Here is a 23,439-nt window from a genome sequence, read left to right on the forward strand (position 1 = left end):
AGTAAATCTCAAAGTCGATGAACAAATCACTCAACTCCATCCCCCAACCATTAAAAAAGCAAGCATCCCCAGCGGATGCTTGCTTTTTTACCCTAAAATCATAAGTAATAATGTCAACGTCACAACACTCAATAGAGTAGAAATAAACGTCACTCCCGATACGAGCTTTGGCTTTGCGTCAAACTGAACCGCATACATGACGATTGTTGCCGCTGATGGCATGGCAGCCGAAACAATCAGCACTTTCGCCAATAATGGATCCATCGGCATTGTGAGTGTGATTCCCCAAGCTATTAGTGGCGACACGAGCAAGCGAACAATGACAGCATAACTGATCTTTCCCCACTCAAAGTTGCCCCACTTGATGTTGGCCAGTTGCATACCTAAGATAATCATCACCGTCGGGATTGTCGCAGCCGAAATGATATCGACCGTTTGCATCCCATTCTCAGGGATGGTTACATCAAATCCTTTTAACAAAACAGCCACAATCACGGCATAGGTAGCCGGCATTCGAAACACTGCTGTCATGGCCGTTTTCATTCCGGTCCCACCACGGGCAGCGTAATACACACCAAAGAAATTCATAATAATTGATTGGAAAACAAGAAAACTGACGGCGTAAGCAAAGCCCGCCTCTCCATATGCAAAAAGAATGATTGGAGCTCCGTAATTTCCTGCATTCATAAAGGCTGTTGATAAAATTAAGCCACTCTCCATAGTAGATGGATAATTCCTCAAACGAGCATACACTTTATTTATAAGAATAAGTGCAAACAAAAGAACCATGGAAAACACAATCATATACACATATTGCAAATCAATATCCGCTTCATAAAACGTTTTAAACACCAAGGCCGGTGTCATCACGTAGATGGCTACGGTAGACAACGGCCTAATATCAAGCTTTTGCCACTTCTGTACAGCAAAGCCAATCGCAAATACACAAATTACTGGTAATACGACGGAGAAAAAGATTGTCAAGCGCTATTCATCCCTATCCCTCTCAATCACGTGTTGCTTTTTTGCCGGTACATCCAGTTGTTCATGTAAAAAAACAAGCTCTCCATTCCGCCGTGTTTAAGGATCTGCCTGCTTTTTTGACGAAATAACCGGTCTTTTTTAACCTTATCATCAGCCAAGTAAATGGCAATCAGACCTTTTCTGATAAACCGATGAAACCGCTCATCGGGGAGAATTTCAATCCCATTTCCCGCTTGGCGAAAAAATTCACCGAGGCGGTCGAACAATTCACTCTCGCTCTCATAGTAACTGCAAAAATTGAGATCCCCTTCTCGTTCATCTTCCTCTTGATCAATATAATAATCAAGCATAATATGAAGACCTTGCATCCACGGAAAATACCCTTCCTTGATATGATCGACCTCAACAGGTGTTAGCTGTCTGTTTCCAGCCGCATATGAGGTTAAGCAAAAAATACCGAGGGTCGATCCTGCACAAGCAGAAAATTCATACCAGCTCATGTCCGGCACAGTGCTTCGGTGTTTCTCAAACCACGCTTCAAGTCGCGGTACACGCTCAGAAGGTGTCACATGCTTGTGCACCTGCAAATCTACATATAATGAAGCAAGTTCAACATTCGCTTTTTTCACCGCATGATAGGAAGGAAATGACCGCGTAGCTTCCTGACATGTTTTAACGAGGGATTGCAGATAGCCACCGTCCTCTTTTTCCACTCGAAAACGGTAGTAATCCCGAGGCTTTGCTCCTGGAGTCAAAGCGTCTGGCATACTTTCATGAAGGGCTGTGAAATCTTCTGGATCCAAAGATGTACTCCGATCACACAAATTATCCAAGTAGTCACTGATCAGCTGGTACGCAACGATAAAACGAATCGCTTCCACCCTGTTTTCACCTGCAAGAAGTCCGTAAATAGCGCCCCCTTTACAATGAAACGCCTTTTCATCAATTCCCATTAAAGCTTGAGACCTTAATTCCGGATCCGGGATTCCTTCAGCGAACGTCCTCCACTCCTTCAGTTGCTCTCTCACAACTGGAAGTACTTTCGTGTAAACCTGATACAGCAGTGTCCATGAACGAGTTGGTACTGTCACCGTTATTCCCTCCATTTTTTCATTTGCTATTTATAGCATGTGCAAACGAGCAGTAACAAATGCCAACATATGGAGAAAAACATCTTCTTTTCCAGGATCATTTAGTACCTCATGATAAAAATCAGGCCATTCACGGTACGCTTTATCATCAATTTCCAATGTATTGAACCAGCGCTCCACTTCCTCCTTATTCACGATCAAATCATCGCCTCCCTGCATGACAAGCAAAGGCAAATTAGGAAACTCACGCGCTTCATGATGAGCACGATCGATCGCTTTGACGAGCTCTGCATAATAGCGTGCGCTCACATTTTTAACTAGCATCCCGTCTTGTTCGTCTCTGTCTCTCATCCACGGATCTCTGGTTCCAGAGCCTGGAGCAAGCCCTGAAGGAAGAGACACGGTCGGCCATACCCGTGTAAGAGACTTGGAGATTGCCCGTTTATAAAGGGGAGGAGTATTGGCAAGTCCAAGACATGGTGAGGACAAAACAAGCATATCCGGTCTTAGAGAAGAACTCACTTCCGATTGGACTAAGAGGGAAATCAAACCTCCCATACTATGACCAAGTTGGATGACAGGCAAGTCATACTTTTTCGCCTCTCTCATCCATGGAATTACAGCCTGAAAGTAATCATCAAAACTGTTAATGTGCCCTCGTCTTCCCTTCGTTGTTCCTTGTCCGGGCAAATCACCCATGATTACGTGATACCCAAAACGGTTCAGCTGACGAACGAGCCACTCATAACGAACGTGATATTCACCAGCCCCATGAACAATGACAAATACACCTTTGGCTTCTTTGTCCTTCACTTCCCATTTCCACATAACATGTCACCCTTTCTTTTCTCTATCTTGGCTCTTTTAGGATATCCACGTCAAGCGCCGCCTCTTCTATTCTGATAAAATGAAATCACATCCATAAGTTGAGAGGAGAAAGCCTATGAAAATCTATCCTTATAAAGACCATTATCCCGTGATCGATCCATCTGTTTTTTTAGCCGACGGCGTTGTCATCACTGGGGATGTTTCTGTAAAAAAAGATGCAAGCATTTGGTTTAACACAGTCATTCGAGGAGACGTGGCCCCGACTTACATCGGTGAACGAGTGAACATTCAAGATAACAGTACACTACACCAAAGTCCTGAAAATCCTCTCGTATTAGAAGATGGTGTCACAGTCGGTCACCAATGCATCCTACATAGCTGTGTAATAAAAAAAGACGCTCTTATTGGCATGGGCGCCACGATCCTTGATCGTGCAGAAATCGGTGAAGGTGCGTTTGTAGGTGCCGGCAGCCTCGTCCCTCCCGGAAAAAAGATTCCTCCCCGTACGTTAGCATTGGGAAGCCCCGCAAAGGTTGTCCGTGATCTCACAGAAGATGACGTAAAGGATATGGAACGGATCCGCCGAGAGTATGTAGAAAAAGGGCAGTATTATAAAAGCCTAATAGAGAATGATTGATTGACTTTGAGCCTCCTTTTCGGGGGCTCTTTTTTTTAAGCTAGCAGGAGCAACGAGCATTCTAAGTTGGTTATTTTCACACTTAACTCCGCTAATTCAGAAATAAGTACGCCAATTACACATTTATCTCCGCTAATTCAAATATAAGTACGCCAATTACACACTTATCTCCGCCAAACGACAAATAAGCGGATCATACGAAACGCGAGAGACCACCGCACGTTGCCACCTCAAGAAATTCATTTCTATCCTGTTCTTTTTTCTTATCAAAAGCTTCACACTTCCCTTACTCTATCTTAATATTTCCCTAATATGCTTGAAGTAAAGATTGTAACAGGGAGGAATTCCATTGGTTAAATCGCTTGAATGGATTTTTTCAACAGACCGTTCGATTTTTAAGGCCATTAACCGCTGCAAAGAACAGACCCATTACCATTTTAGTATGGGCCTTCTCACTCACCTTGGCGGCGCAGTGATAACCGTCACACTCGCAGTTTCGCTTTTAATCGTCTCTACTCCGGAATGGAGAGGGGTGGCCATTCAATCTGCTCTAGCCCTGATAATCAGTCACCTCATCGTAACGACGCTTAAGAAAAGCTTGAAACGAGCTCGCCCTTACCTTGTGGTTGGCGATTCGTATGTCATTCGTAATCCCCTTCAAGATTCATCATTTCCGTCAGGACACACAACTGCCATCTTCTCTTTGTTTACACCTTATATGTTTTACTTTCCGGGTCTGATCTTGATTTTGTTCCCTTTAGCACTGATTGTTGCCATTTCAAGAATATCGATAGGCCTTCATTATCCGTCTGATGTCATTGCAGGTGCTGCTCTTGGTTTTACAACGGCTTTAGCCCTTTATCAGGTTTGGATGTTTTTAGGTTGAGGATTCTTCAACTGACATAGCGTAGGCAAGCACATGGCCAAGAGTGTCCATTTAACCAAAATAAGAAATGAGGGGATCGATTGTGAGAATCGCGTTATTTACAGATACATTTACACCTCAGGTGAACGGTGTTGCGAAAACATTGCAACGTCTCGTCCATTATTTTGAACGTCAAAACATTGAGCATGAAGTATTCGTGCCTGATAGTGTCAATGAGGAGCCGTTGTTTGACGGCAACATTCATCGGTTTGCGAGTCTTCCCTTTTTTCTTTACCCGGAATGCCGGTTGGCCTTCCCTAACTTGTTGACGATGAAGCAACAGCTTCGTTCATTCAATCCTGAGTTACTCCACATTGCCACGCCATTTAACATGGGGCTGTGCGGCCTCAGATACGCCCGGAAATACCAGGTCCCCTTTGTGGCATCATATCACACTCATTTTGATTATTACTTGGACTATTATAAATTAGGTTTCGTCATGCCTTGGATGTGGCGGTATCAGCGCTGGTTTCACGAAGGGGCAAAAAAGATATTCGTTCCTTCCAAAGAAACGATGAATCACTTGCAACAAAAAGGATTTGAACATTTGGAACTTTGGCCTAGAGGGGTTGACTGTGAACGTTTTTCTCCGAACAAAAACACCCGCGCTTTTCGAGAACGGTTTAACATTACGAAAAAGAACATCCTGCTTTATGTTGGCAGAGTCGCTCCGGAAAAAGACGTGGCTGTGCTAAGCGAAATGGTGGAGAAAATGAACCCTACGTTAAAAGCCGATACTCAGTGGGTTGTGGTCGGTGAAGGACCGATGCTTGAGGAAATGAAAAGTCGCCACAAAGGTGACGTGTTGTTCACGGGGTACTTGGATGGCGACGCTTTAGGAGAAGCGTATGCGGCAGCGGACCTCTTTGTTTTCCCTTCTTCATCTGAGACGTTCGGAAATGTGGTGCTCGAGTCCCTCGCTTCCGGTACTCCTGCCATTGTTGCAAGGTCTGGCGGGGTTCAAGAGATCGTGCAGCATAATGTAACAGGACGTATTTGCGATGTGAAAGATGTGCGAGCGTTTACTGAAGCAACGGAGCAACTTCTTATGTCACCAGCGTCAAGACGTATGATGGGTGCTCGTGCCAGAACGTACGCCCGATCTCAGTCGTGGGACGGGATATTCTCCACACTCGTTTCACAGTATGAAGAAGCGATTCATACAAAGGTTAAGCAGAAGCTGGCTTAAAGGGTAGTGGTTTGAGGTTTGCGTATAGTCGCATAGTGGCGGATTGTGGCGAACGGTCGATATATTCTCCTTAAGGGTTGATAAATGACCAGTAAGGCACGATAAAACACGGATAGTGGTCGATACTTCCGGATTAAAGCTCGATAAAACAGAAATAGAGCTCGATACAACTGACACAGTGCTCGGTAAAACGCCAATGAAGTTGATACCAGCACCATACTGCTCTACCTCCTAAATGAGCCCTCTTCCATCAACTAGCCATCGATAAACTCTTCCCCCAGCCACAAGCAACACTTCTTCAAACAATAAACCCCCCGATGAGTAAACAACTCATCGGGGGGTTTTATTATCACTTATTTACCTTCTTTAGCGAAAGCTTGTTCTTTTAACGTCTCTGCTTTGTCCGTACGCTCCCATGGAAGGTCTACATCGGTACGGCCAAAGTGTCCGTACGCTGCTGTTTGCTTGTAGATTGGGCGACGAAGGTCAAGCATCTTGATAATTCCAGCTGGACGAAGGTCGAAGTTTTCGCGAATCACATCAACCATCACGTCTTCGCTTACTTTTCCAGTATCGAACGTATCGATTGCAATGGAAACTGGCTGCGCTACACCAATGGCATAAGCAAGTTGTACTTCACAACGATCTGCAAGTCCAGCTGCAACAAGGTTTTTCGCTACATAACGAGCCGCATAGGCCGCTGAACGGTCCACTTTCGTTGCATCTTTACCGGAGAACGCTCCTCCACCATGACGAGCATATCCGCCGTACGTATCAACAATAATTTTACGGCCAGTTAAACCAGCGTCCCCTTGTGGGCCACCAATAACGAAACGACCAGTTGGGTTGATAAAGTACTTCGTTTTCTCATCGATCAAGTTCTCAGGAACAACCGGTGCGATCACGTGCTTCTTTAAGTCTTCTTTAATCGTTTCAAGAGTGACTTCCGGATGGTGCTGTGTAGAAATAACGATCGTATCGATATGAGACGGATGACCGTTCTCATCATACTCCACCGTTACTTGGGTTTTGCCGTCAGGACGTAGGTAAGATAATGTACCATCCTTACGTACTTCACTTAAACGACGGGATAGTTTATGAGACAAGGAAATCGGTAGAGGCATTAGCTCCGGCGTTTGATTGTCCGCATAACCGAACATCAACCCTTGGTCACCAGCTCCAATGGCTTCAATTTCATCATCTGACATTTGACCTTCACGAGCTTCAAGAGCTTGGTCTACCCCTTGAGCGATGTCGGCACTCTGCTCGTCGATGGACGTGAGAACGGCACACGTTTCATAGTCAAAACCGTACTTCGCACGCGTATAACCGATCTCTTTGACCGTCTCGCGAACCACCTTTGGAATATCTACATATGTGGAAGTAGAGATCTCTCCTGCCACGAGAACTAACCCTGTGTTTACGGATGTTTCACAAGCTACTCGTGCGTTTGGATCACTCTTCATAATTTCATCTAAAATAGCGTCGGAAATCTGGTCACAAATTTTGTCCGGATGTCCTTCTGTCACTGATTCTGATGTAAATAAACGTCTTCTTTTCTCTGCCACTGCATGTACCTCCTTGACCTATTCTGAAAATAGGATATGTGTATTGTAGTGACGGTACTCATTCTCCCGGCAGAATACTCCGGCCAAACACGGGCCAAAGCTGACTCAAAGTCAATAAAAAAACCTTTCCCCGATCGAGGAAAAGGTTAGATCCATTCGCCTTTACCCTCTTATCTTCAAGACATCCGTCTTGCAGGTTAGCACCGTTCACCAGTATGTAATCAGGTGGTGATGGTTGCTGGGCTTCTTCGGGCCTGTCCCTCCGCCAACTCGGGATAAGAGTATCCGTTCGTATGCCATAATAACCGATTTACCTAACACTGTCAACAAAACAGACACGTGTTGTCAGAGGAAAACATTGGTGCTCTCTCGTCACTATGGAGATTCCACGACGTACAATAAAAAAGATCATTCTCTTCTTTATTATATAGGCTCAACAATTCATAGAAAAATGAAAATTAGAGCACGTTTTCTTGTAAATAGTATAGACTATTAAAACTAATGTGTTATACTAATTACAACATAATGACTCATAAATGCGTTAAACATAACGTCTAATGAAGAAAGGTTTGGTGTGAAAATGAGTACACTTCAGTTTGAAACAGAACTAGAGCGAATCATGAAACAAAATCACGTCCACAACAATCTCCCTGCTGCTCGCCTTATGGAGAAAGCACTAGAGAGAAATGAAGGATTAATAACGTCAACAGGGGCTTTTCGAGCAACAACGGGTAAATATACCGGTCGCTCTCCTAAAGATAAATTCATCGTCAACGAACGTTCTGTTCAAGACAAAGTGGACTGGGGAACAGTCAATCAGCCAATTCAATCAGACGTTTTTGAGAACCTTTACATTAAAGTGCTAGATTATCTAGGACAAAAAGAGGAATTATTCGTAAGGGATGCTTATGCAGGCGCTGATCAACAACACCGCCTCCCGATTCGTATCGTAAATGAATTTGCTTGGCATAACTTGTTTGCCAAACAGTTATTCATCCGTCCTAACCAAGATGAGCTAGAGACGTTCATCCCTGAATTCACCATAGTCTCTGCTCCAGGATTCAAAGCCGATCCAGCAGTGGATGGAACAAATTCAGAAACGTTTATCATCGTATCTTTTGAGAAACGTACTGTTTTAATCGGTGGAACAGAATATGCAGGAGAAATGAAAAAGTCTATCTTCTCCGTCATGAACTACCTTCTGCCTGAAAAAGATATCTTCTCTATGCATTGCTCGGCAAACGTCGGCCGTGAAGGAGATGTAGCCTTGTTCTTTGGCCTATCAGGTACTGGTAAAACAACCCTTTCTGCTGATACGAATCGTAATTTAATCGGAGACGATGAGCATGGTTGGTCCAGTAATGGTGTATTCAACATTGAAGGTGGTTGCTACGCCAAATGTGTAAATTTAAGCGAAGAAAAAGAACCGCAGATCTTTAATGCCATCCGCTTTGGCTCCGTCTTGGAGAACGTGGTGATTGATGAAGAGTCGAGAGAAGCTGATTACGATGACATTTCCTATACAGAAAACACACGGGCCGCTTATCCGTTAGAGGCGATTCCTAATGCGATGATCCCTAGCGTATCCAGTCACCCGAATACGATCATCTTCTTAACGGCTGATGCTTTCGGTGTTTTACCACCAATTAGCAAGCTAACGAAAGAGCAAGCGATGTATCACTTCTTGTCAGGTTACACGAGCAAACTTGCAGGCACCGAGCGTGGCATTACCGAACCTACAGCAACGTTTTCTACTTGCTTTGGCGCTCCATTCTTGCCTCTTCCGGCTTACCGTTATGCAGAAATGCTCGGTGAACGAATCAATCAACACGATGTGGACGTCTACCTTGTAAACACAGGCTGGTCAGGAGGTCCATACGGCATCGGAAAGCGAATGAACTTAACGTACACGAGAGCCATGGTCCAAGCTGCTCTTCAAGGAGAACTTGCTAGTGCGGAAACAGAAACCGATCCTCACTTCGGTCTTCATGTCCCGCTACACTGTCCTGGAGTACCTGATGAAGTCCTTCTTCCAAGACAGACGTGGATGGATAAAGAAGCGTATGATGCAAAAGCACAAGAGCTGGCTCAAGCTTTCGAAGCGAACTTCAAGAAGTTTGACAACGTGAATGCAAAGATACGTGAAGCAGGACCACAAACAAAATAAAGAAATGAAAAACGATCCGGCGCTCATGTCGGATCGTTTTTTTTAATTTTCGGAAAGAATGTGCCCCGATATCGGTTCCGAAATTGTAACGGGTTTGACCGTCTTTTTTCTCCTAGAACGTATTTTTTGGAAGACTTGTCCATACTATGTAATATCTAATCGTAGAGGATCACCAAAAATGAAATCTGCAAAAGAAGAAAAGTTCACCGCGCATGCCCAGGAAGCACTGAAAGGTCTTTTCTTAGGATTGACCATGATGATTGTTGTTTTCCTTTTGCTTCATTTTGTGTTCGGTATTCAAGCGTTTCAAAATTAACAACACCAAAACCACTTCCAAAAACCTTGGAAGTGGTTTTTTATATGGCTTCTCACAACCTCTCGCTGTCTGTCATACACTATTCCATCAGCGAATACCCATTTTCATTTAGGAGGACAAAATAGATGACGATGTTGAGAAGAATCAGCCTACTTTTATTTTCCGGCCTGCTTATTGCATCCCTAGCCGCATGTTCATGGGGCGAATCAGATAAGGTTCGCGTAGCCGAAGTCACACGCTCAATCTTTTACGCACCTCAATATGTGGCCCTATCAGAAGGTTTTTTTGAAGAAGAAGGGCTTAATGTGGATTTGACGACCACATGGGGTGGAGACCAAACGATGACGACCCTGTTATCTGACGGAGCAGACATTGCCCTAGTTGGAGCGGAAACTTCCATTTACGTATATGCTCAAGGAGCGAACGATCCTGCAGTTAACTTTGCCCAACTCACTCAAACAGACGGTACATTCTTGGTTTCACGTGAAAAAATCGAGGATTTTACATGGGATGACATGAAAGGTTCTACATTCTTAGGTCAGCGTCGAGGTGGAATGCCGCAAATGGTTGGAGAATACGTGCTCAAAGATAACGGCATCAACCCTCGGACAGACTTAAACCTGATTCAAAATATCGACTTTGGTAATATCGCTTCCGCTTTTGCAAGCGGTACAGGGGATTATGTCCAGTTATTTGAGCCTCAAGCAACCCTTTTTGAACAAGAAGGAATCGGGTATATCGTCGATTCTTTCGGTACTCAGTCAGGTGAAGTTCCATACACCGTTTATATGGCAAAAGAATCCTTTCTCGAAAAGAACGATGAAACAGCCGAACGATTTACAAGGGCCATCGCTAAAGCACAAAAATGGGTTCATGAGCAACCTGCAAGTGTAGTCGCAGAATCGATTCAACCCTTCTTCGACGACACCCCTCTTGATGTGATCGAAAGTGTAGTAGAAAGATACCGCAGTCAAGGGTCATATGCTCAATCACCTTTATTAAAAGAAGAAGCATGGTATCACCTACAAGCGATCATGGATGAAGCGGGAGAGCTTCCTACAGAAGTGGAATACCGCACACTAGTAAATACAGACTTTGCAAACAGGGTGGAATAACCTGCTTTTTTGAAAGGGTGGTGACCGTGGCTTTACTTGAGATCAATAAAATTGAAAAAACGTACTTTTCCAAAACGTCGGTTACTGAAGCGATTAAGGATATTAATTTGGCTGTGGAAAGAGGGGAATTTATCTCCATCATTGGACCGAGTGGTTGTGGTAAAACAACCCTTCTCTCCATGATTTCCGGCTTATTAAAACCTACATCTGGAACCATAAAGTTAGACGGGAAACAAATTACAAAGCCGACGCCTGAAACTGGTTATATGCTTCAGCAAGATTATTTGTTTCCTTGGCTTTCTATAAGGCGAAACATTACATTGGGGCTTAAAACGATGGGCCTTTTAACAAAAGAAACCGAATGTCATGCTCTTCATTTACTCAATGAAATGGGGCTTGGAGAATTTAAGGATGTGTATCCTTCTCAACTTTCAGGGGGGATGAGGCAGCGTGTGGCCCTTGTTCGCATGCTTGCCACACAACCTAAGCTACTTTTATTAGATGAACCTTTTTCAGCCCTTGATTTTCAAACGAAACTAAAGCTGGAAGATTTGGTTCATTCTACGATTAAAGAGCATGAAAAAACGGCGATTTTGGTTACCCACGATATTAGTGAAGCGATCGCCATGAGTGACAGGATCGTCATGCTCAGCCGACGCCCTGCAACGATACACCGCATTTTCAAAGTTCCTGACGCGTTGAAAGGCCTTGAGCCTTTTGAAGCAAGAAATACGGCGCTCTTTAACGACTTGTTTCAAGACATTTGGGAGGAGCTGGAGTCCTTTGAACACAAAAGAACTTCATAACGCTTATGTCCAAGGGTTAAAGCGTGAAAAGCGTTTTGTGAGGATCACTCAGCTTTCCATCCTGATTTTGTTTTTTGTGTCTTGGGAGTTTCTCACAAGCCAACGTATTCTCGATCCCTTGCTCTTCAGTTCCCCATCGAGAGTCTGGAATCTCCTTTTAATTCGAATTTCGGATGGTTCCATTTTCGTTCACTCTTCGGTTACGTTGTTTGAGACCGTACTTGGATTTATTCTGGGGACGGCCATGGGGACAGCAATGGCTGCTATGCTTTGGTGGTCCCGGTTTTTATCTAGAGTAATGGACCCTTATTTGGTCGTATTAAACTCCATGCCGAAAGTTGCTCTCGGTCCAATTTTAATTGTCGGGTTAGGTCCTGGGTTTTCATCCATCATCGCGATGGGTGCGTTGATCTCGGTCATTATTACAACCCTTGTTGTATACAATGCGTTTAAAGAAGTAGATGAAAACTATGTGAAAGTCATTCGATCCTTTGGAGCAACGAAAAGAAAGTCTTTCTTCTCCGTCATTTTACCCGCATGCTTTCCGACGATCATTTCAACTTTGAAAGTAAACGTCGGTCTTGCGTGGGTCGGGGTAATCGTAGGGGAATTTCTCGTTTCCAAACAGGGTCTTGGCTATATGATCATTTACGGATTCCAAGTCTTCAACTTTACGATGGTCATGTTGAGCTTACTGATCATCGCTGTTCTCGCTACTTGCATGTATCAGCTGGTGGAACTATTGGAACGAAAGCTCTTAAAGTATAGAGGCTAAAACAAAAATACGAGGCAGGGACAGAAGTGTTTTTATGAATGAAAATCCGAACAATAGAGAGCGGTGCAAATAAACCGCTACTGAAATATTCTTCGCTCTGATAGCAAATTGTTCGGATTTCACTCTAATCACTTACTTTTTTCCCTGCCTCGTTTTTTATATAGCCGTAAGGAAGCGTTTTGTTACTTCTTCTAAGCTTAAATGCAACACATTATCTTTCATGATAAAGCTGTACTCGTGGTTCGTTCGCACATTTTCCGGCAATGATTTTAACAGCTTCGGACCTTTTGTTTCGTGGTAGTTACTGCGAGTCACAAGGTCATCCACATCCGCATAGTACACATTTTTAATGACTGTTTCCTTTTTTCCTCTTACACGATATTGACCGACATAATGGATCTCCTTTACGATCCCACCTGTCTCTTCAAACACTTCACGTTTGGCAGCAGTAACCGCATCTTCCCCAGGCTCTACCTTCCCTCCAGGGAACTCCAAGCCTCTGGATGGATGAATCGTGAGAAGCCAGTTTCCTCTAAATCGGGATACGACCCATACATTTTTCGGTTGGTGAGAAAAAGGGTGATCGTCCGTTGAGAATTCTACTTCGTTGTTGTAATAATCTTTAAATGTATGAATGTTGCCCACTATCATCACTCCCAGATGATTCGTCGGCACTGACTAGGTTACAAATTCCGACGTTTATCGTTATTGTATGAAATCATACGGTGACTGTCTATGATTCTGCATATGTTTTTTCCTTCGGACGGATAAAGAAGACAGTCAGGACCACTCCAATTAATGAAACACCGGCCAAAACGGCGAAGAGTAATGGATGAGAGGCTTTCATTAAAATAGCAATGATCGGTGGTGCAAGAGCAATTCCTACAAAGCGCATGCTTGAATAAATGGAAGAAATGGTTCCCCGTTCTTCTTTTCCAATACCTTCTGTAACTAGGGCATCCATACTCGGTAACGCGACTCCGATGCCGATCCCACTTGCAAACATAGCGCTCAATAAAACATAAATATCTTTACTGAACGCTACCCAAACATTACACACAGTAAGAAGAATAAGCCCTGCAAACGTCGTCCATTTCATTACATTTTTTTCTTTACCAATCAATTTCCCTGTAACATAAGATGCCAAACAAAGAGCGGCCAAAGGAATTGCAAGAATGATCCCCTTTTTCACTCCTTTTATAGCATGCTCCTCTTCTAAAATGGTCGAAAGATAAAACAACACGCCAAAAATCACAAACATACATATACATCCGATAGCAAAAATGGTGTAGAGCCAACGCCCTTCGTTGTGAAAAATCTTCTTTACTGAAATCACGAAGTCTTTAAATAATGGAGGCTTTTCCTTCTTTTTTGGTGTTTTTACCAAAAATGTCATCAGTAGAACCGACACGAGACAAAAAACAGGAAACGCCAAGAAAGGTGCATACCAAATGAGAGTAGCGAGTGCCGCTCCTAAAATCGGACTGAGCACTTTACCAAACGTGTTTGACGTTTCCACTACCCCTAAGCCATTACTCACATCTTCTTCTTTTGTAAAAATATCCCCAACAAGGGGCATCACGATCGGGGCAGCTCCTGCTGCACCTACTCCTTGAAGAAAACGTCCGATCAAGATTGTCGCATAAGGATTCGGCAACTGCCAAGCGGCCCAACCGGATATGGCACCTCCAACCGCAGCAATTAACAAGCTTGGAATTATAATTCGCTTACGTCCATATTGATCGGATAAAAAACCTGCAATAGGAATTAGAATAATTGCCACAACTGAATAGACCGTAATAATCATACTTACCTGAAAAGCCGATATGTTCATTTCTTTTTCCATCGTCGGCAAAACAGGAATAAGCATAGAATTCCCTAAAGTCATGACTAAGGGGATCGATGCAATCGATATTAAGTCCCACGTCTTTTTCTCCTCCATCAACAAAGCCCTCCCGCTCCTGCACATCTACATGTAGTATGCAAAGAGAGGCTCTGTTTTATGAAAGGTTACATTCCAATCAGCCTTCTGGGTCGATATTTTTCACTCGAACGTACTCATCAGGACGATTCATGTTAAAAAATGCTCGTTCCCACTGTCTCTCACTAACGCCATTTAGATCATTGAAGGTGACTGATTTAACTTTCAGGTGAGAAAGCACATGCTTTAATGATAATCTGTTCTCTTCAAGTGCTTGTTCCATTATGGGTAGTGACGATTTACGATACAAAGCCAAAAGAGGTTGATCTCTCCCTCCAGCACGAGGGATGATCACATCAGAAGAGGCATTAGATTGATCGATCAGCCCTAACACAACCTCTTCATTCATGAGAGGCATATCACAAGCAACAACCAAGTTCCAATCTGTGGTACTCCATTTTAACCCCGCATGAATGCCTGCAAGAGGACCTTTCCCCGAATGGTGATCCTTAATAAAGGAGACGTTTAAAAAGCGATACAGGTCTTCTTGATTACCTACTACAACCGTTTGACTGCATGTGGAAATAAGAATGTCTTTTACACGTTCGATCGTTGGAATCCCTCCAACGGTCAATAAAGCCTTGTTTGTCCCCATCCGACTTGATTTCCCGCCTGCAAGAATGACACCTGTGACTTCCCTCACGACGGATCTCCATATCCTTCTTCTTGGGCAATGTAATCGAGGTGCAACGTGAGAAGGTCTATCATCGCAGCCGAGTGAAGATGAGAAGGTTTAATGATTTTTACGTAATTTTTGCAGCTATCGCATAGTTCCAATTCTGATGTTTGTTCTTCTTGAACGGTTACGGTATACACTTCTTTTTCTCCACAATGAGCACACGCGTGACGTTTTTCTTGCCACTCTGTTTCACACCTTGGGCAAAGGAACATGCCTTCTTTTTTTAACCGAATTGGCTCAGCACAGCATGGACAAGCGCCACCTACATTCATCTTGTCTACGAAACCCTTTGAACGCTCTGCAATCAATTGTAAAAATGGCCGTAGCCCTTGTTCCGCTATATAGTGAGGAAACCAAGCCGCAATTTGGTATTTGTCCGCTTCTTGTTGAAAATAATCCGTGTTATAGCGGAGGGCTTCTTTCATCCAACGTAGGGCCGTCTCATCGTCCTCTAACCTCTCGGCACAGCGATCCAAATCCGATACAAGGTCTTCGGAGTACGTTTTTAAAACCGCTAGTATTTCCGCTAATGCCCATTCATAACGAGAGACGGTTAAGGGAGTTTCTTCAAGTTGAGACAAGATGGGGAATTCTTTATCAATATCCTCTTCCCGAATCCGGCTTGTCCAGTTTTTACTTAAAGATTGTTTGATACGATTCTGTACCTCAAACATCTCTTGTTGTAATTGAACATATTCCTCTGACACAATAGATGGATCCATTCATCTCACTCCTGCCTATGGTTTTCTTTTATCAAATGTTTTGATCTGTTAAACTAACATTAGTAAACAAAAGGGACTGAATCTTTTTCAGTGGTCCCAAACCGTCCGGGAGGCTTTCGCTCATGCAAATGAGGTTGGTTATTGTCGCATTTCTTTTTATTATCATGGCTATAGGATTTTATTTCTTTTCCCAAGACGAACAAGGCCTCTCCATTGGCTTTCATGACGAGAGAAGCTATACTCCTGCTCATCATCACACTGACCGTAACGTTGAGATAAATATAGATGAAATTCGACGTACATATGAGAATGAAACCGATCCAACCGAGTGGGGCGAGCGAGTAAGTGGGGTGAAAAATCGGATGCTCACCTCAGACTCTGTGATCGCTCTCACGTTTGATGCGTGTGGTGGACCTTTTGGTAACGGTTATGACGATTCTCTTATTACTTTCCTACGAGAGCATGATATTCCTGCTACTCTTTTTGTGAACTTCCGCTGGATTGAGGAAAACGAAGAGGTATTTCTGGAACTGGCGGGTGATCCATTATTTGACATTGCCAACCATGGAACCGAACATCTCCCCCTCTCTGTAGCCGGAAAAGGGGCGTGGGGGATTGAAGGTACATCCTCTGTAGATGAAGTCATTGACGAGGTCATGATTAATCAAGAGAAAATCGAGTCCTTAACAGGAAAAACCCCAACATACTTTCGATCTGGGACCGCCTATTACGATGAAAAAGCAGTTGCAATTGCAGAAGACCTTGGTTTGACTGTAGTGAATTACGATGTCTTAGGTGATGCCGGAGCTACATTTACAGCTGACCAAGTCAAAGAAGCCCTTCTGACGAGTACTGAGGGATCTATTCCTCTTCTTCACATGAATCAGCCTTCATCGGGAACGGCCCAAGGTGTAAAAGAGGCGATTCCTCTTCTTTTGGCAAAAGGGTTTTCATTCGTACATCTAGATGAATACGAATTAACAGAATAAAAGCTTTATCACTTAAAGGAGTTACCTACATGACAAGCAAAAAAGGCATTCTTTTTTATAGTGCAGTCGCACTTTTTAGCATGATTTTTATCGCTGTAGCGGTTTGGGTGAATCAATCGCTCTATGCTGGAGTGGTAAATCAACCGATCATCATTACAATGGGACTATGTATATTAGGGCTTGCTGTATTCGAGCTATACAAAAAAACGTTTGAACAACGTCACGCTCTTTCAACGGCTGTTCTTTGTGTCACATCAGTTGTGTTTTTGATCGTTATTTTTCCAAGTCATAGTTACGAAGCTTCCGAACAGCAGCTCGTGGCTGAACTGTCAGATGAATGGAACGAGGATGTTCGCTCCATTGGTGTGATTACCCCCTCCTTTACGGGCAATGAAAGGCCGAGTGTCTTTGTGACTCGTTTTTACGTCCATGGTATAGAAGCGAACGGTGAAGAAGTGTTCTTCTTCGTGGACCCTGCCTCAGGCGAATCCACCCAATTAGAAACGGCATCATAATCAAAAGCCCACCGGCATGTGTCGGTGGGCTTTTGGGTGTATCGTTATGCTGTTTTATTTACCCGCCAATCACGAGCATCCACAAGTATAGTCCGACCAATGTGATAAACAATGTTGGTACGGTAAGAATCACACCTACTTTGAAATAGTATCCCCAAGAGATTTTCACACCTTTTAATGACAAAACATGAAGCCACAACAGGGTAGCAAGTGACCCGATCGGCGTAATCTTTGGTCCTAAATCAGAACCGATAATATTTGCATATATCAATGCATCCCTCATTGGTCCTGTCACATTCGCATCTTGGATGGCGAGAGCGTTAATCATAACCGTTGGCATATTATTCATCACAGAAGACAAAATGGCTGCAATAAAGCCCATGGAGATGGTAGCCACGAACATTCCGTTATCTGTAGCACCTTCAAGAACACCAGCCAATACTTCTGTAAGACCTACATTTCGAAGACCGTAAACAACCACATACATGCCAATGGAGAAGACAACAATGGCCCACGGTGCGCCTTTCATCACCGTTCCCGTGTTCACAGCAGGGCTTCGACGCGCCATAATTAAGAAAAAGATTGCAATGATTCCTGCCACAAAGGAAACAGGAAACGTCATTTCCTCACCGGAAAACGGGCCACTGATATAAATAAATTCACTCACAAAGTACCCAACTAAAAGAAGGCCTAAGACAAACCATGAAAGTCGAAACATCTTTGGGTCTTTGATCGCTTCTTTTGGTTCCTTTAGCATCGACATCTCATAGTGCTTTGGGATGCTCTTTCTAAAATATAAGTACAACACCAAAATACTTGCGCCAAGAGCAAAGAAGTTCGGCACAACCATGTACATGGCGTATTCAACGAATCCGATCCCAAAAAAGTCTGCCGATACAATATTAACCAAGTTACTTACGATCAACGGTAAGGAGGTGGTATCAGCGATAAATCCACTCGCCATAATAAATGGTAATATCATTGCTTCTTTAAACTTCAGTGCTCGAACCATCGCCAAAACAATTGGAGTCAGAATGAGAGCCGCTCCGTCGTTCGCAAAAAAGGCAGCAACCACCGCCCCTAATAAGGACACGTAAACGAACATTTTGACTCCGTTACCGTCAGCCACTCTTGCCATATGCAAGGCGGACCATTCAAAAAAGCCAATTTCATCAAGAATAAGAGAGATGATGATAATGGCGATAAATGTAAGTGTCGCATTCCAAACAATCCCGGTTACTTCAACAACATCTGTCAGGCTGACAACTCCTGCAATGAGAGCTAGTACTGCACCAATGGACGCAGACCATCCTATTGACAACCCCTTTGGTTGCCAAATAACGAGGGTCAATGTAAGAATAAAGATTAGACTTGCTATCATAACTTCAGACATGAACGTTCCTCCTAATATATAAGTGTTTGCCTATATAATAAAATAACAATATGTAACCTGTCCACGCAACCATTATTTTTTAGCTTTCTTTAAAAGAAGGTCATTATAATCCTTATTAAGGCGAAGTTACCCCTACTATCAGATTTTTTGAGACATTCTCTCCGCCTGGTGAAAGCTACACACTCTTAGCTTTTCTCTCGTTTTTGGATCTCGTGTACCCTTATCTTGCTTTACTTTTAAAAAATCATTAGAAAATGCCTGAGCAATCTTCAGTCGCTCAGGCACCTTTTATTAATCTTGGTTTTGAACTAAGATCCAAACAATCTCTTGGATACGGATAAAGAATGTGCCGCCTTCCTGTTCAACGACCACGTGATCAGGTTTTGCATCAATTAGTTTTCCTCTTACACTGCCTTGAGTCGTTTGAAAAACGAGCTTACTGCCAATAACAGACTGGGCTGTTTCAAAAACGAACGGGTCGTAGTTGACTACGTATTCAACTTCTCCTTCTTCTTGACGAACCTCTTCATGATCGTACCCTTGCCCATGGTGGTCGTAATATCCTTGATAGCCTTGATGTCGGTCATACATCCAAGCGTCCCTCCTTTATTTTTCCCACTCACAGTGTATGCCCATGGGCAGAAAGGGTGCTTTTACACCAAAAGAAAAGAGCATCTCTAAAATGAGATACTCTTCATTCCTAACTGACTTTTTTATCCTCAGCATAAGTCTCAGCTTTCGATTCTTCTTCTGCCATTGCATCAAACTGAATTTCATCGCTGTCAACTTCTTGTTCAGAAGGAGAACTTTCTTGAGCTGACTTCAAATCTAACGTTCCGTTTGTAAACGATTGAAGAAGTTGTTGCATGTCTCCAGCCAATGTAGATAATTGTTCAGATGAGGCTGTTATTTCTTCCATCGTTGCGGTTTGTTCTTCTGCAGCAGATGCCACATTTTGAGAGTATCCTGCTGATTCTTTTGAGATACTAGCCGATTCTTTGGCAGCCACCAATAGCTCTTCCGTTCCTTCGGATACTCTTTCAACGGCAATATTCATCGAGTGCATTTTGGCAGATACGTCTTCAATCGCCCGGTCCAATTCTGCAAATGCTTCTCCTGCTTCTTTCACTGAAGATTGACCACCCGATACGGCTTCAAATCCCTCTGTCATTGACATAGCAGAGGCTTCAATATCCGTTTGAATATCTGTTATGAGTGTATGGATTTCGCTCGATGATTGAGTTGTTTGCTCGGCAAGCTTTCTTACTTCATCGGCAACCACCGCAAATCCCCGACCATGTTCTCCTGCTCTCGCTGCTTCAATCGCCGCATTTAAAGCAAGAAGATTCGTCTGTTCGGCAACACCTGAAATGAGATCTACTATAGAGCCGATTTTGGCCGACTTGGTAGCTAACTGTTGAATCGACACGCTCGTGCGATCCGTAATGTCTTGAATTCGATTCATCGCTTGAATACTATCTTCTATAATGGCTTTTCCACTTTCCGCTTTTTTTCTAGAGTCAATTGATGCTTCATTTACTTCTTCTACATTGTCAGTAATTTCTTCAATACTCATGGAAACCTCAGATACGATGTCCTCGTTTTTCTCACTAAACTCAGATTGAGATTCTGCACCTGCGGCTACTTCTTGTATGGATTCCGTAATTTGCTCTGTTGCTTTACTTGTTTCTTGGGCACTGGCCGATAATTGTTCCGATGAAGCTGCAACGTGATCACTCATCGTCCCCACTTCACCGATAAAACCTTTAAGGTTGTTTGTCATCGTATTGATAGCAACACTTAATTGACCAACCTCGTCTTTTGATTTCACTTCCAGAGGTTCTATGTTGACGTTACCTTTGGAAATGTTTTCAGCTTGAACCACTACTCGTTTTAAAGTGCGTGTAATTGTTTGACTTGTGATTGTAAATAAAATAAATCCAATGATTAATGCAGCACCTGAAGATATGGCAAACACGAGTCTCGTATGACTGATTGAATCATAGACCACCTCTGAAGCTTCCGTGGCATCAGACATGATTACTTCTGAAAAAGCAAGTAGATCTTGAACGATCTCTTCCCTAAGTTCAGTAATGGCCCGAGCATCACGATTGGATCCACCAGATGTGGCTGTCGAAATTCGGTCTGCAACTTCTTCAAATTCAGCGTACCGTGATAAAAAGTGCTGAAACGTCGCTTCATGCTCCGGGTTTGTAAATGATCCGTCCAATGTCTCCACATGGGAGCGTAGCACATCCGTTTGGCGTTGATAATACTCTTCGTTCAACCGTCCTGTTCGGATGCTATCCGATAATGCAATATATTGCGACCTTACGACAGAACCTAAGTTTGTAATCAAAACGGATTGCATATTGGCTTCTTCCGAGTATTCCGTTTGAGTTTCGATATTAAAAAGAAGCGAGAAGCTGTATGCAAACACACCTATAAACAAGCACATAATCAATGTAAACACACTTAATATCTTGTGCTTGATTTTCAAATTACCCCATAAACCCATCCTCTTACCCCCATCTTGTCCCTTTAAAGTTATGACAATATTCGACTTTCATCATACCAAAGAGGGGTGTCTACAGGCATACTTTTTTTCCATAATTCTGAACTTCGTATATTTACCTAGACAAACTCAAGAAAAGCCCTATTTCTTGAGATTTTTTAAGGAGATTAAAGAAGGTCCTGAAAAAGGTGGGATTTTCGTTTTCATTTATCTCACTAGATTGAAGTCATCATCTATATCAGATAATAGTCGCTCGTAATTTCAATACATGCTATGATACTTGTATTGTAAAATCAAAAGCCTGCTCAGATTTTGATGAATGGTTCAAATCATATGGTTTTGATGAATCGTCAATGATTACCCCCATCGTTATACGTTTAAAGGAATTGTATTTTCCTAAGGAACGGATTCACTTATAATAAATACATAACATACGCTACCGTCTCGAGGTGACACGATGTCCACAAAAAAGAAAGTATACTTTTTAATCGGTTCATGCCTTCTTCTTACACTTACCATTTTGTTATCCTACTTTTATTCTCAAGATGACTTTAACCAGCCTATGCCTGCTGACTTAACAGATCCAACCACTGATGAAATGGAACAAGAGGATGACTTGACAACTAGCACAGAAGAAGAGGAACAACAAGATGAAAATTCCGATCTTCCGCAAGAAAACCTTGTGGAGGCATCCAGCGAGGAAATGGTGGATGCCGTTACTGATTCTATTAATGAAACTGGTATTATGACTGCCGGAGCTACATCTACCACTGAGTCCAGTTATTATTATCATTTTTGGCTTAAACAAGAAGTGCAACACTACTTGAATGACTCTGGGTTATCCCGCTCTGAACGCCAAGAGGATGCGAGCTACCAGGCAAAGGAGCTAATGGCTTGGAAAGAACTGGCCGAGAGCGACTTTGACTGGTCATATAATGAAGACCGTTTCATGTCTCATACCAACCGTAAAGAGCTTGTACGAGAAGACACAAAAATTAATCGTCTGATTCTCCAAAAACTAAGGGACGAGAATGACGATCTCTTTGTTCGCCATGCAGAATCGAATTATCTACGCTCCTTTATCTGGCATGAGATTAAGGATCAATTAAAAAATGATGATCCCCAAGAGGACGGAGAAGATGACAATGCTTACGAACACCGTTTATACCGTCAGTTTGCATCGAAAATCATGGACAAACTGGAGTAAAAGGTTTGTCTTGAACGCTAGTAACTAAACTAACGCATTATGGTTGCAATCGCCTTCTCGGTGGTTGCAACCATTTTTCTTTCTACTCAAAAGGTGATGGGGGATTGGGGATGGTGAATCACCTCTCTCCTCATTTACGCCATCCTGTATTATGGGTTTATCGTCCTCTAATTTTGGTTTTTCGTCCTCTACTTCGATTTTATCCTCCTCTATTTGCCATTTATCGTCCTCTACTTCGATTTTATCGAGCCTTATTCAGACTTTATCGACCAAACGACACAAAACGACATTCCGCTTCAACAAACCACTTTCCCAACTCTGAGCATTATGGTTCGAAGATAACCGCCTTTACCTAAAAAAAGAGAGGCACCCGCCAATGCAAATGGCATTGAAGTACCTCTCTCACTTATTATTGGTTTATTGAACCTTCTGTTTTATTGCATTATAGATAAGAAAGACTCTTCCTAACCTCATGCCACTCTTCACGTAAGACTCCCATTCGGATGGAATCATAATACCGACCTTTATAGAGCCTCACCTTCCGAAGTCTTCCTTCTAGCTTCATTCCTATTTTCTCTCCGACCTTAACCATACGAGGATTTCCGGACCATGTTGTAAACCCGACTCTTACTAACCTCATATGATTAAACAAGTGTTCAATCCAAAGGGCTAAAGCCTCTGTTCCTAGACCACTATCCCAGTATTTCGGATTATAGATCGCGATCCCTATCTCCAACCAGTTTGAATCTTTGTGTTCCCAATAGTACATAACTGTACCGATGATTTCTCCGCCTGAATCGATGATCAGACGGTTATCCTCAGTACCAATAGTATGAAGTTGTTGTCGTGCAAATGTCGGGTAGTCTGGCCGCTCAAATGGGAAGTATGGAGCATCCCCTTTTTTCCACTCGGGATCTTTGTTTCCATACATCATTTCCCATAAGGGGAGGATGTCCGTCGCTTGAACCGATCGCAACGTTACGTGTTCCCCTTCAATCTTCATACAAATACGCTCCTTAAGGGAAGCTTCCTGTCTA

General features: G+C 43.0%; 23 protein-coding genes and 1 riboswitch. Of the genes, 11 read left to right on the plus strand and 12 right to left on the minus strand.

Translation table 11 applies throughout. From position 1 onward, the window contains the following. Positions 1 to 87: 87 nt before the first annotated feature. From G476_RS0114515 to G476_RS0114525, 3 genes are read right to left on the minus strand one after another with little or no spacing between them, the layout of a single operon-like run. A complete protein-coding gene (locus G476_RS0114515) occupies positions 88 to 984 on the minus strand; it encodes an AEC family transporter (protein WP_026690746.1) in 897 nt (298 codons plus the stop codon). 26 nt (positions 985 to 1,010) lie between these two features. Continuing rightward, positions 1,011 to 2,075, minus strand: a complete 1,065-nt coding sequence (locus G476_RS0114520; RefSeq protein ID WP_026690747.1) for a tetraprenyl-beta-curcumene synthase family protein — start codon at positions 2,073 to 2,075, stop codon at positions 1,011 to 1,013. A gap of 30 nt (positions 2,076 to 2,105) precedes the next feature. After that, positions 2,106 to 2,903: an alpha/beta fold hydrolase gene (locus G476_RS0114525; RefSeq protein WP_026690748.1), complete on the minus strand. Its 798-nt coding sequence runs from the start codon at positions 2,901 to 2,903 to the stop codon at positions 2,106 to 2,108. A 115-nt stretch (positions 2,904 to 3,018) separates the two neighbouring features. On the opposite strand from G476_RS0114525, the gene G476_RS0114530 reads away from it, so the two are divergent. From G476_RS0114530 to G476_RS0114540, 3 genes are all read left to right on the plus strand, one after another. Further along, on the plus strand, positions 3,019 to 3,540 hold the full coding sequence (locus G476_RS0114530; RefSeq protein WP_026690749.1) for a gamma carbonic anhydrase: 522 nt from the start codon (positions 3,019 to 3,021) through the stop codon (positions 3,538 to 3,540). Positions 3,541 to 3,889: 349 nt separating this feature from the next. Further along, entirely contained in the window at positions 3,890 to 4,426 is a 537-nt protein-coding gene (locus tag G476_RS0114535) for a phosphatase PAP2 family protein (protein ID WP_026690750.1), read from the plus strand. Positions 4,427 to 4,508: 82 nt separating this feature from the next. Next, on the plus strand, positions 4,509 to 5,654 hold the full coding sequence (locus G476_RS0114540) for a glycosyltransferase family 4 protein (protein ID WP_026690751.1): 1,146 nt from the start codon (positions 4,509 to 4,511) through the stop codon (positions 5,652 to 5,654). Between the two features lie 353 nt (positions 5,655 to 6,007). Here the strand turns inward: G476_RS0114540 and metK are convergent, their stop codons facing one another. Next, complete coding sequence (gene metK, locus G476_RS0114545) at positions 6,008 to 7,222, minus strand: methionine adenosyltransferase (protein WP_026690752.1); 1,215 nt, start codon at positions 7,220 to 7,222, stop codon at positions 6,008 to 6,010. A 167-nt stretch (positions 7,223 to 7,389) separates the two neighbouring features. Then, a riboswitch (SAM riboswitch) is annotated at positions 7,390 to 7,504 on the minus strand. Between the two features lie 298 nt (positions 7,505 to 7,802). Between metK and pckA the strand changes: the two genes are divergently transcribed. The 5 genes from pckA to G476_RS0114570 all read left to right on the plus strand — a co-directional run bounded on the left by pckA (position 7,803) and on the right by G476_RS0114570 (position 12,401). After that, on the plus strand, positions 7,803 to 9,389 hold the full coding sequence (gene pckA / locus G476_RS0114550) for a phosphoenolpyruvate carboxykinase (ATP) (RefSeq protein WP_026690753.1): 1,587 nt from the start codon (positions 7,803 to 7,805) through the stop codon (positions 9,387 to 9,389). 178 nt (positions 9,390 to 9,567) lie between these two features. Further along, positions 9,568 to 9,705, plus strand: coding sequence for a hypothetical protein (locus tag G476_RS23830; RefSeq protein WP_169720892.1), 138 nt, complete (start codon positions 9,568 to 9,570; stop codon positions 9,703 to 9,705). 125 nt (positions 9,706 to 9,830) lie between these two features. Continuing rightward, positions 9,831 to 10,820 (plus strand): ABC transporter substrate-binding protein, encoded by a 990-nt coding sequence (locus G476_RS0114560; protein WP_026690754.1) that lies wholly within the window; start codon positions 9,831 to 9,833, stop codon positions 10,818 to 10,820. 26 nt (positions 10,821 to 10,846) lie between these two features. Then, entirely contained in the window at positions 10,847 to 11,626 is a 780-nt protein-coding gene (locus tag G476_RS0114565; RefSeq protein WP_026690755.1) for an ABC transporter ATP-binding protein, read from the plus strand. Continuing rightward, the gene (locus G476_RS0114570) at positions 11,604 to 12,401 is read left to right on the plus strand and encodes an ABC transporter permease (RefSeq protein ID WP_026690756.1); all 798 of its coding nucleotides are present in this window, start codon (positions 11,604 to 11,606) and stop codon (positions 12,399 to 12,401) included. The genes G476_RS0114565 and G476_RS0114570 overlap by 23 nt, the downstream gene beginning before the upstream one ends. Positions 12,402 to 12,557: 156 nt before the next feature. Here the strand turns inward: G476_RS0114570 and ytkD are convergent, their stop codons facing one another. From ytkD to G476_RS0114590, 4 genes are all read right to left on the minus strand, one after another. Next, positions 12,558 to 13,052, minus strand: coding sequence for an RNA deprotection pyrophosphohydrolase (gene ytkD / locus G476_RS0114575; RefSeq protein WP_035186567.1), 495 nt, complete (start codon positions 13,050 to 13,052; stop codon positions 12,558 to 12,560). Positions 13,053 to 13,134: 82 nt separating this feature from the next. Then, positions 13,135 to 14,343 (minus strand): bacillibactin exporter BcbE, encoded by a 1,209-nt coding sequence (gene bcbE / locus G476_RS0114580; RefSeq protein WP_026690758.1) that lies wholly within the window; start codon positions 14,341 to 14,343, stop codon positions 13,135 to 13,137. Between the two features lie 79 nt (positions 14,344 to 14,422). Continuing rightward, the gene (gene mobA / locus G476_RS0114585; RefSeq protein ID WP_035186570.1) at positions 14,423 to 15,025 is read right to left on the minus strand and encodes a molybdenum cofactor guanylyltransferase; all 603 of its coding nucleotides are present in this window, start codon (positions 15,023 to 15,025) and stop codon (positions 14,423 to 14,425) included. Continuing rightward, positions 15,022 to 15,783 (minus strand): formate dehydrogenase accessory protein FdhE, encoded by a 762-nt coding sequence (locus G476_RS0114590; RefSeq protein ID WP_026690760.1) that lies wholly within the window; start codon positions 15,781 to 15,783, stop codon positions 15,022 to 15,024. Before G476_RS0114590 ends, mobA begins: the two co-directional genes overlap by 4 nt. Positions 15,784 to 15,905: 122 nt before the next feature. On the opposite strand from G476_RS0114590, the gene G476_RS22125 reads away from it, so the two are divergent. Both G476_RS22125 and G476_RS0114600 read left to right on the plus strand, forming a co-directional pair. Continuing rightward, positions 15,906 to 16,772: a polysaccharide deacetylase family protein gene (locus G476_RS22125; protein ID WP_245579664.1), complete on the plus strand. Its 867-nt coding sequence runs from the start codon at positions 15,906 to 15,908 to the stop codon at positions 16,770 to 16,772. Positions 16,773 to 16,801: 29 nt separating this feature from the next. Continuing rightward, on the plus strand, positions 16,802 to 17,287 hold the full coding sequence (locus G476_RS0114600; protein ID WP_026690761.1) for a hypothetical protein: 486 nt from the start codon (positions 16,802 to 16,804) through the stop codon (positions 17,285 to 17,287). Between the two features lie 58 nt (positions 17,288 to 17,345). Here the strand turns inward: G476_RS0114600 and G476_RS0114605 are convergent, their stop codons facing one another. The 3 genes from G476_RS0114605 to G476_RS22130 all read right to left on the minus strand — a co-directional run bounded on the left by G476_RS0114605 (position 17,346) and on the right by G476_RS22130 (position 21,198). Further along, positions 17,346 to 18,680 carry an arsenic transporter gene (locus tag G476_RS0114605; protein ID WP_026690762.1) on the minus strand — a complete coding sequence of 445 codons (1,335 nt, stop codon included), beginning with the start codon at positions 18,678 to 18,680 and terminating at the stop codon, positions 17,346 to 17,348. A gap of 291 nt (positions 18,681 to 18,971) precedes the next feature. Next, complete coding sequence (locus G476_RS0114610; protein ID WP_026690763.1) at positions 18,972 to 19,271, minus strand: YuzF family protein; 300 nt, start codon at positions 19,269 to 19,271, stop codon at positions 18,972 to 18,974. A gap of 109 nt (positions 19,272 to 19,380) precedes the next feature. Then, positions 19,381 to 21,198, minus strand: a complete 1,818-nt coding sequence (locus G476_RS22130; RefSeq protein WP_051314816.1) for a methyl-accepting chemotaxis protein — start codon at positions 21,196 to 21,198, stop codon at positions 19,381 to 19,383. 454 nt (positions 21,199 to 21,652) lie between these two features. Between G476_RS22130 and G476_RS0114620 the strand changes: the two genes are divergently transcribed. Beyond that, positions 21,653 to 22,402 (plus strand): hypothetical protein, encoded by a 750-nt coding sequence (locus G476_RS0114620; RefSeq protein ID WP_026690764.1) that lies wholly within the window; start codon positions 21,653 to 21,655, stop codon positions 22,400 to 22,402. 442 nt (positions 22,403 to 22,844) lie between these two features. Here the strand turns inward: G476_RS0114620 and G476_RS0114625 are convergent, their stop codons facing one another. After that, positions 22,845 to 23,405 (minus strand): GNAT family N-acetyltransferase, encoded by a 561-nt coding sequence (locus tag G476_RS0114625; protein WP_026690765.1) that lies wholly within the window; start codon positions 23,403 to 23,405, stop codon positions 22,845 to 22,847. Positions 23,406 to 23,439 lie beyond the last annotated feature (34 nt).

The organism is Alteribacter aurantiacus DSM 18675, assembly GCF_000429705.1.
GTDB classification, from domain to species: Bacteria; Bacillota; Bacilli; order Bacillales; family Salisediminibacteriaceae; genus Alteribacter; species Alteribacter aurantiacus.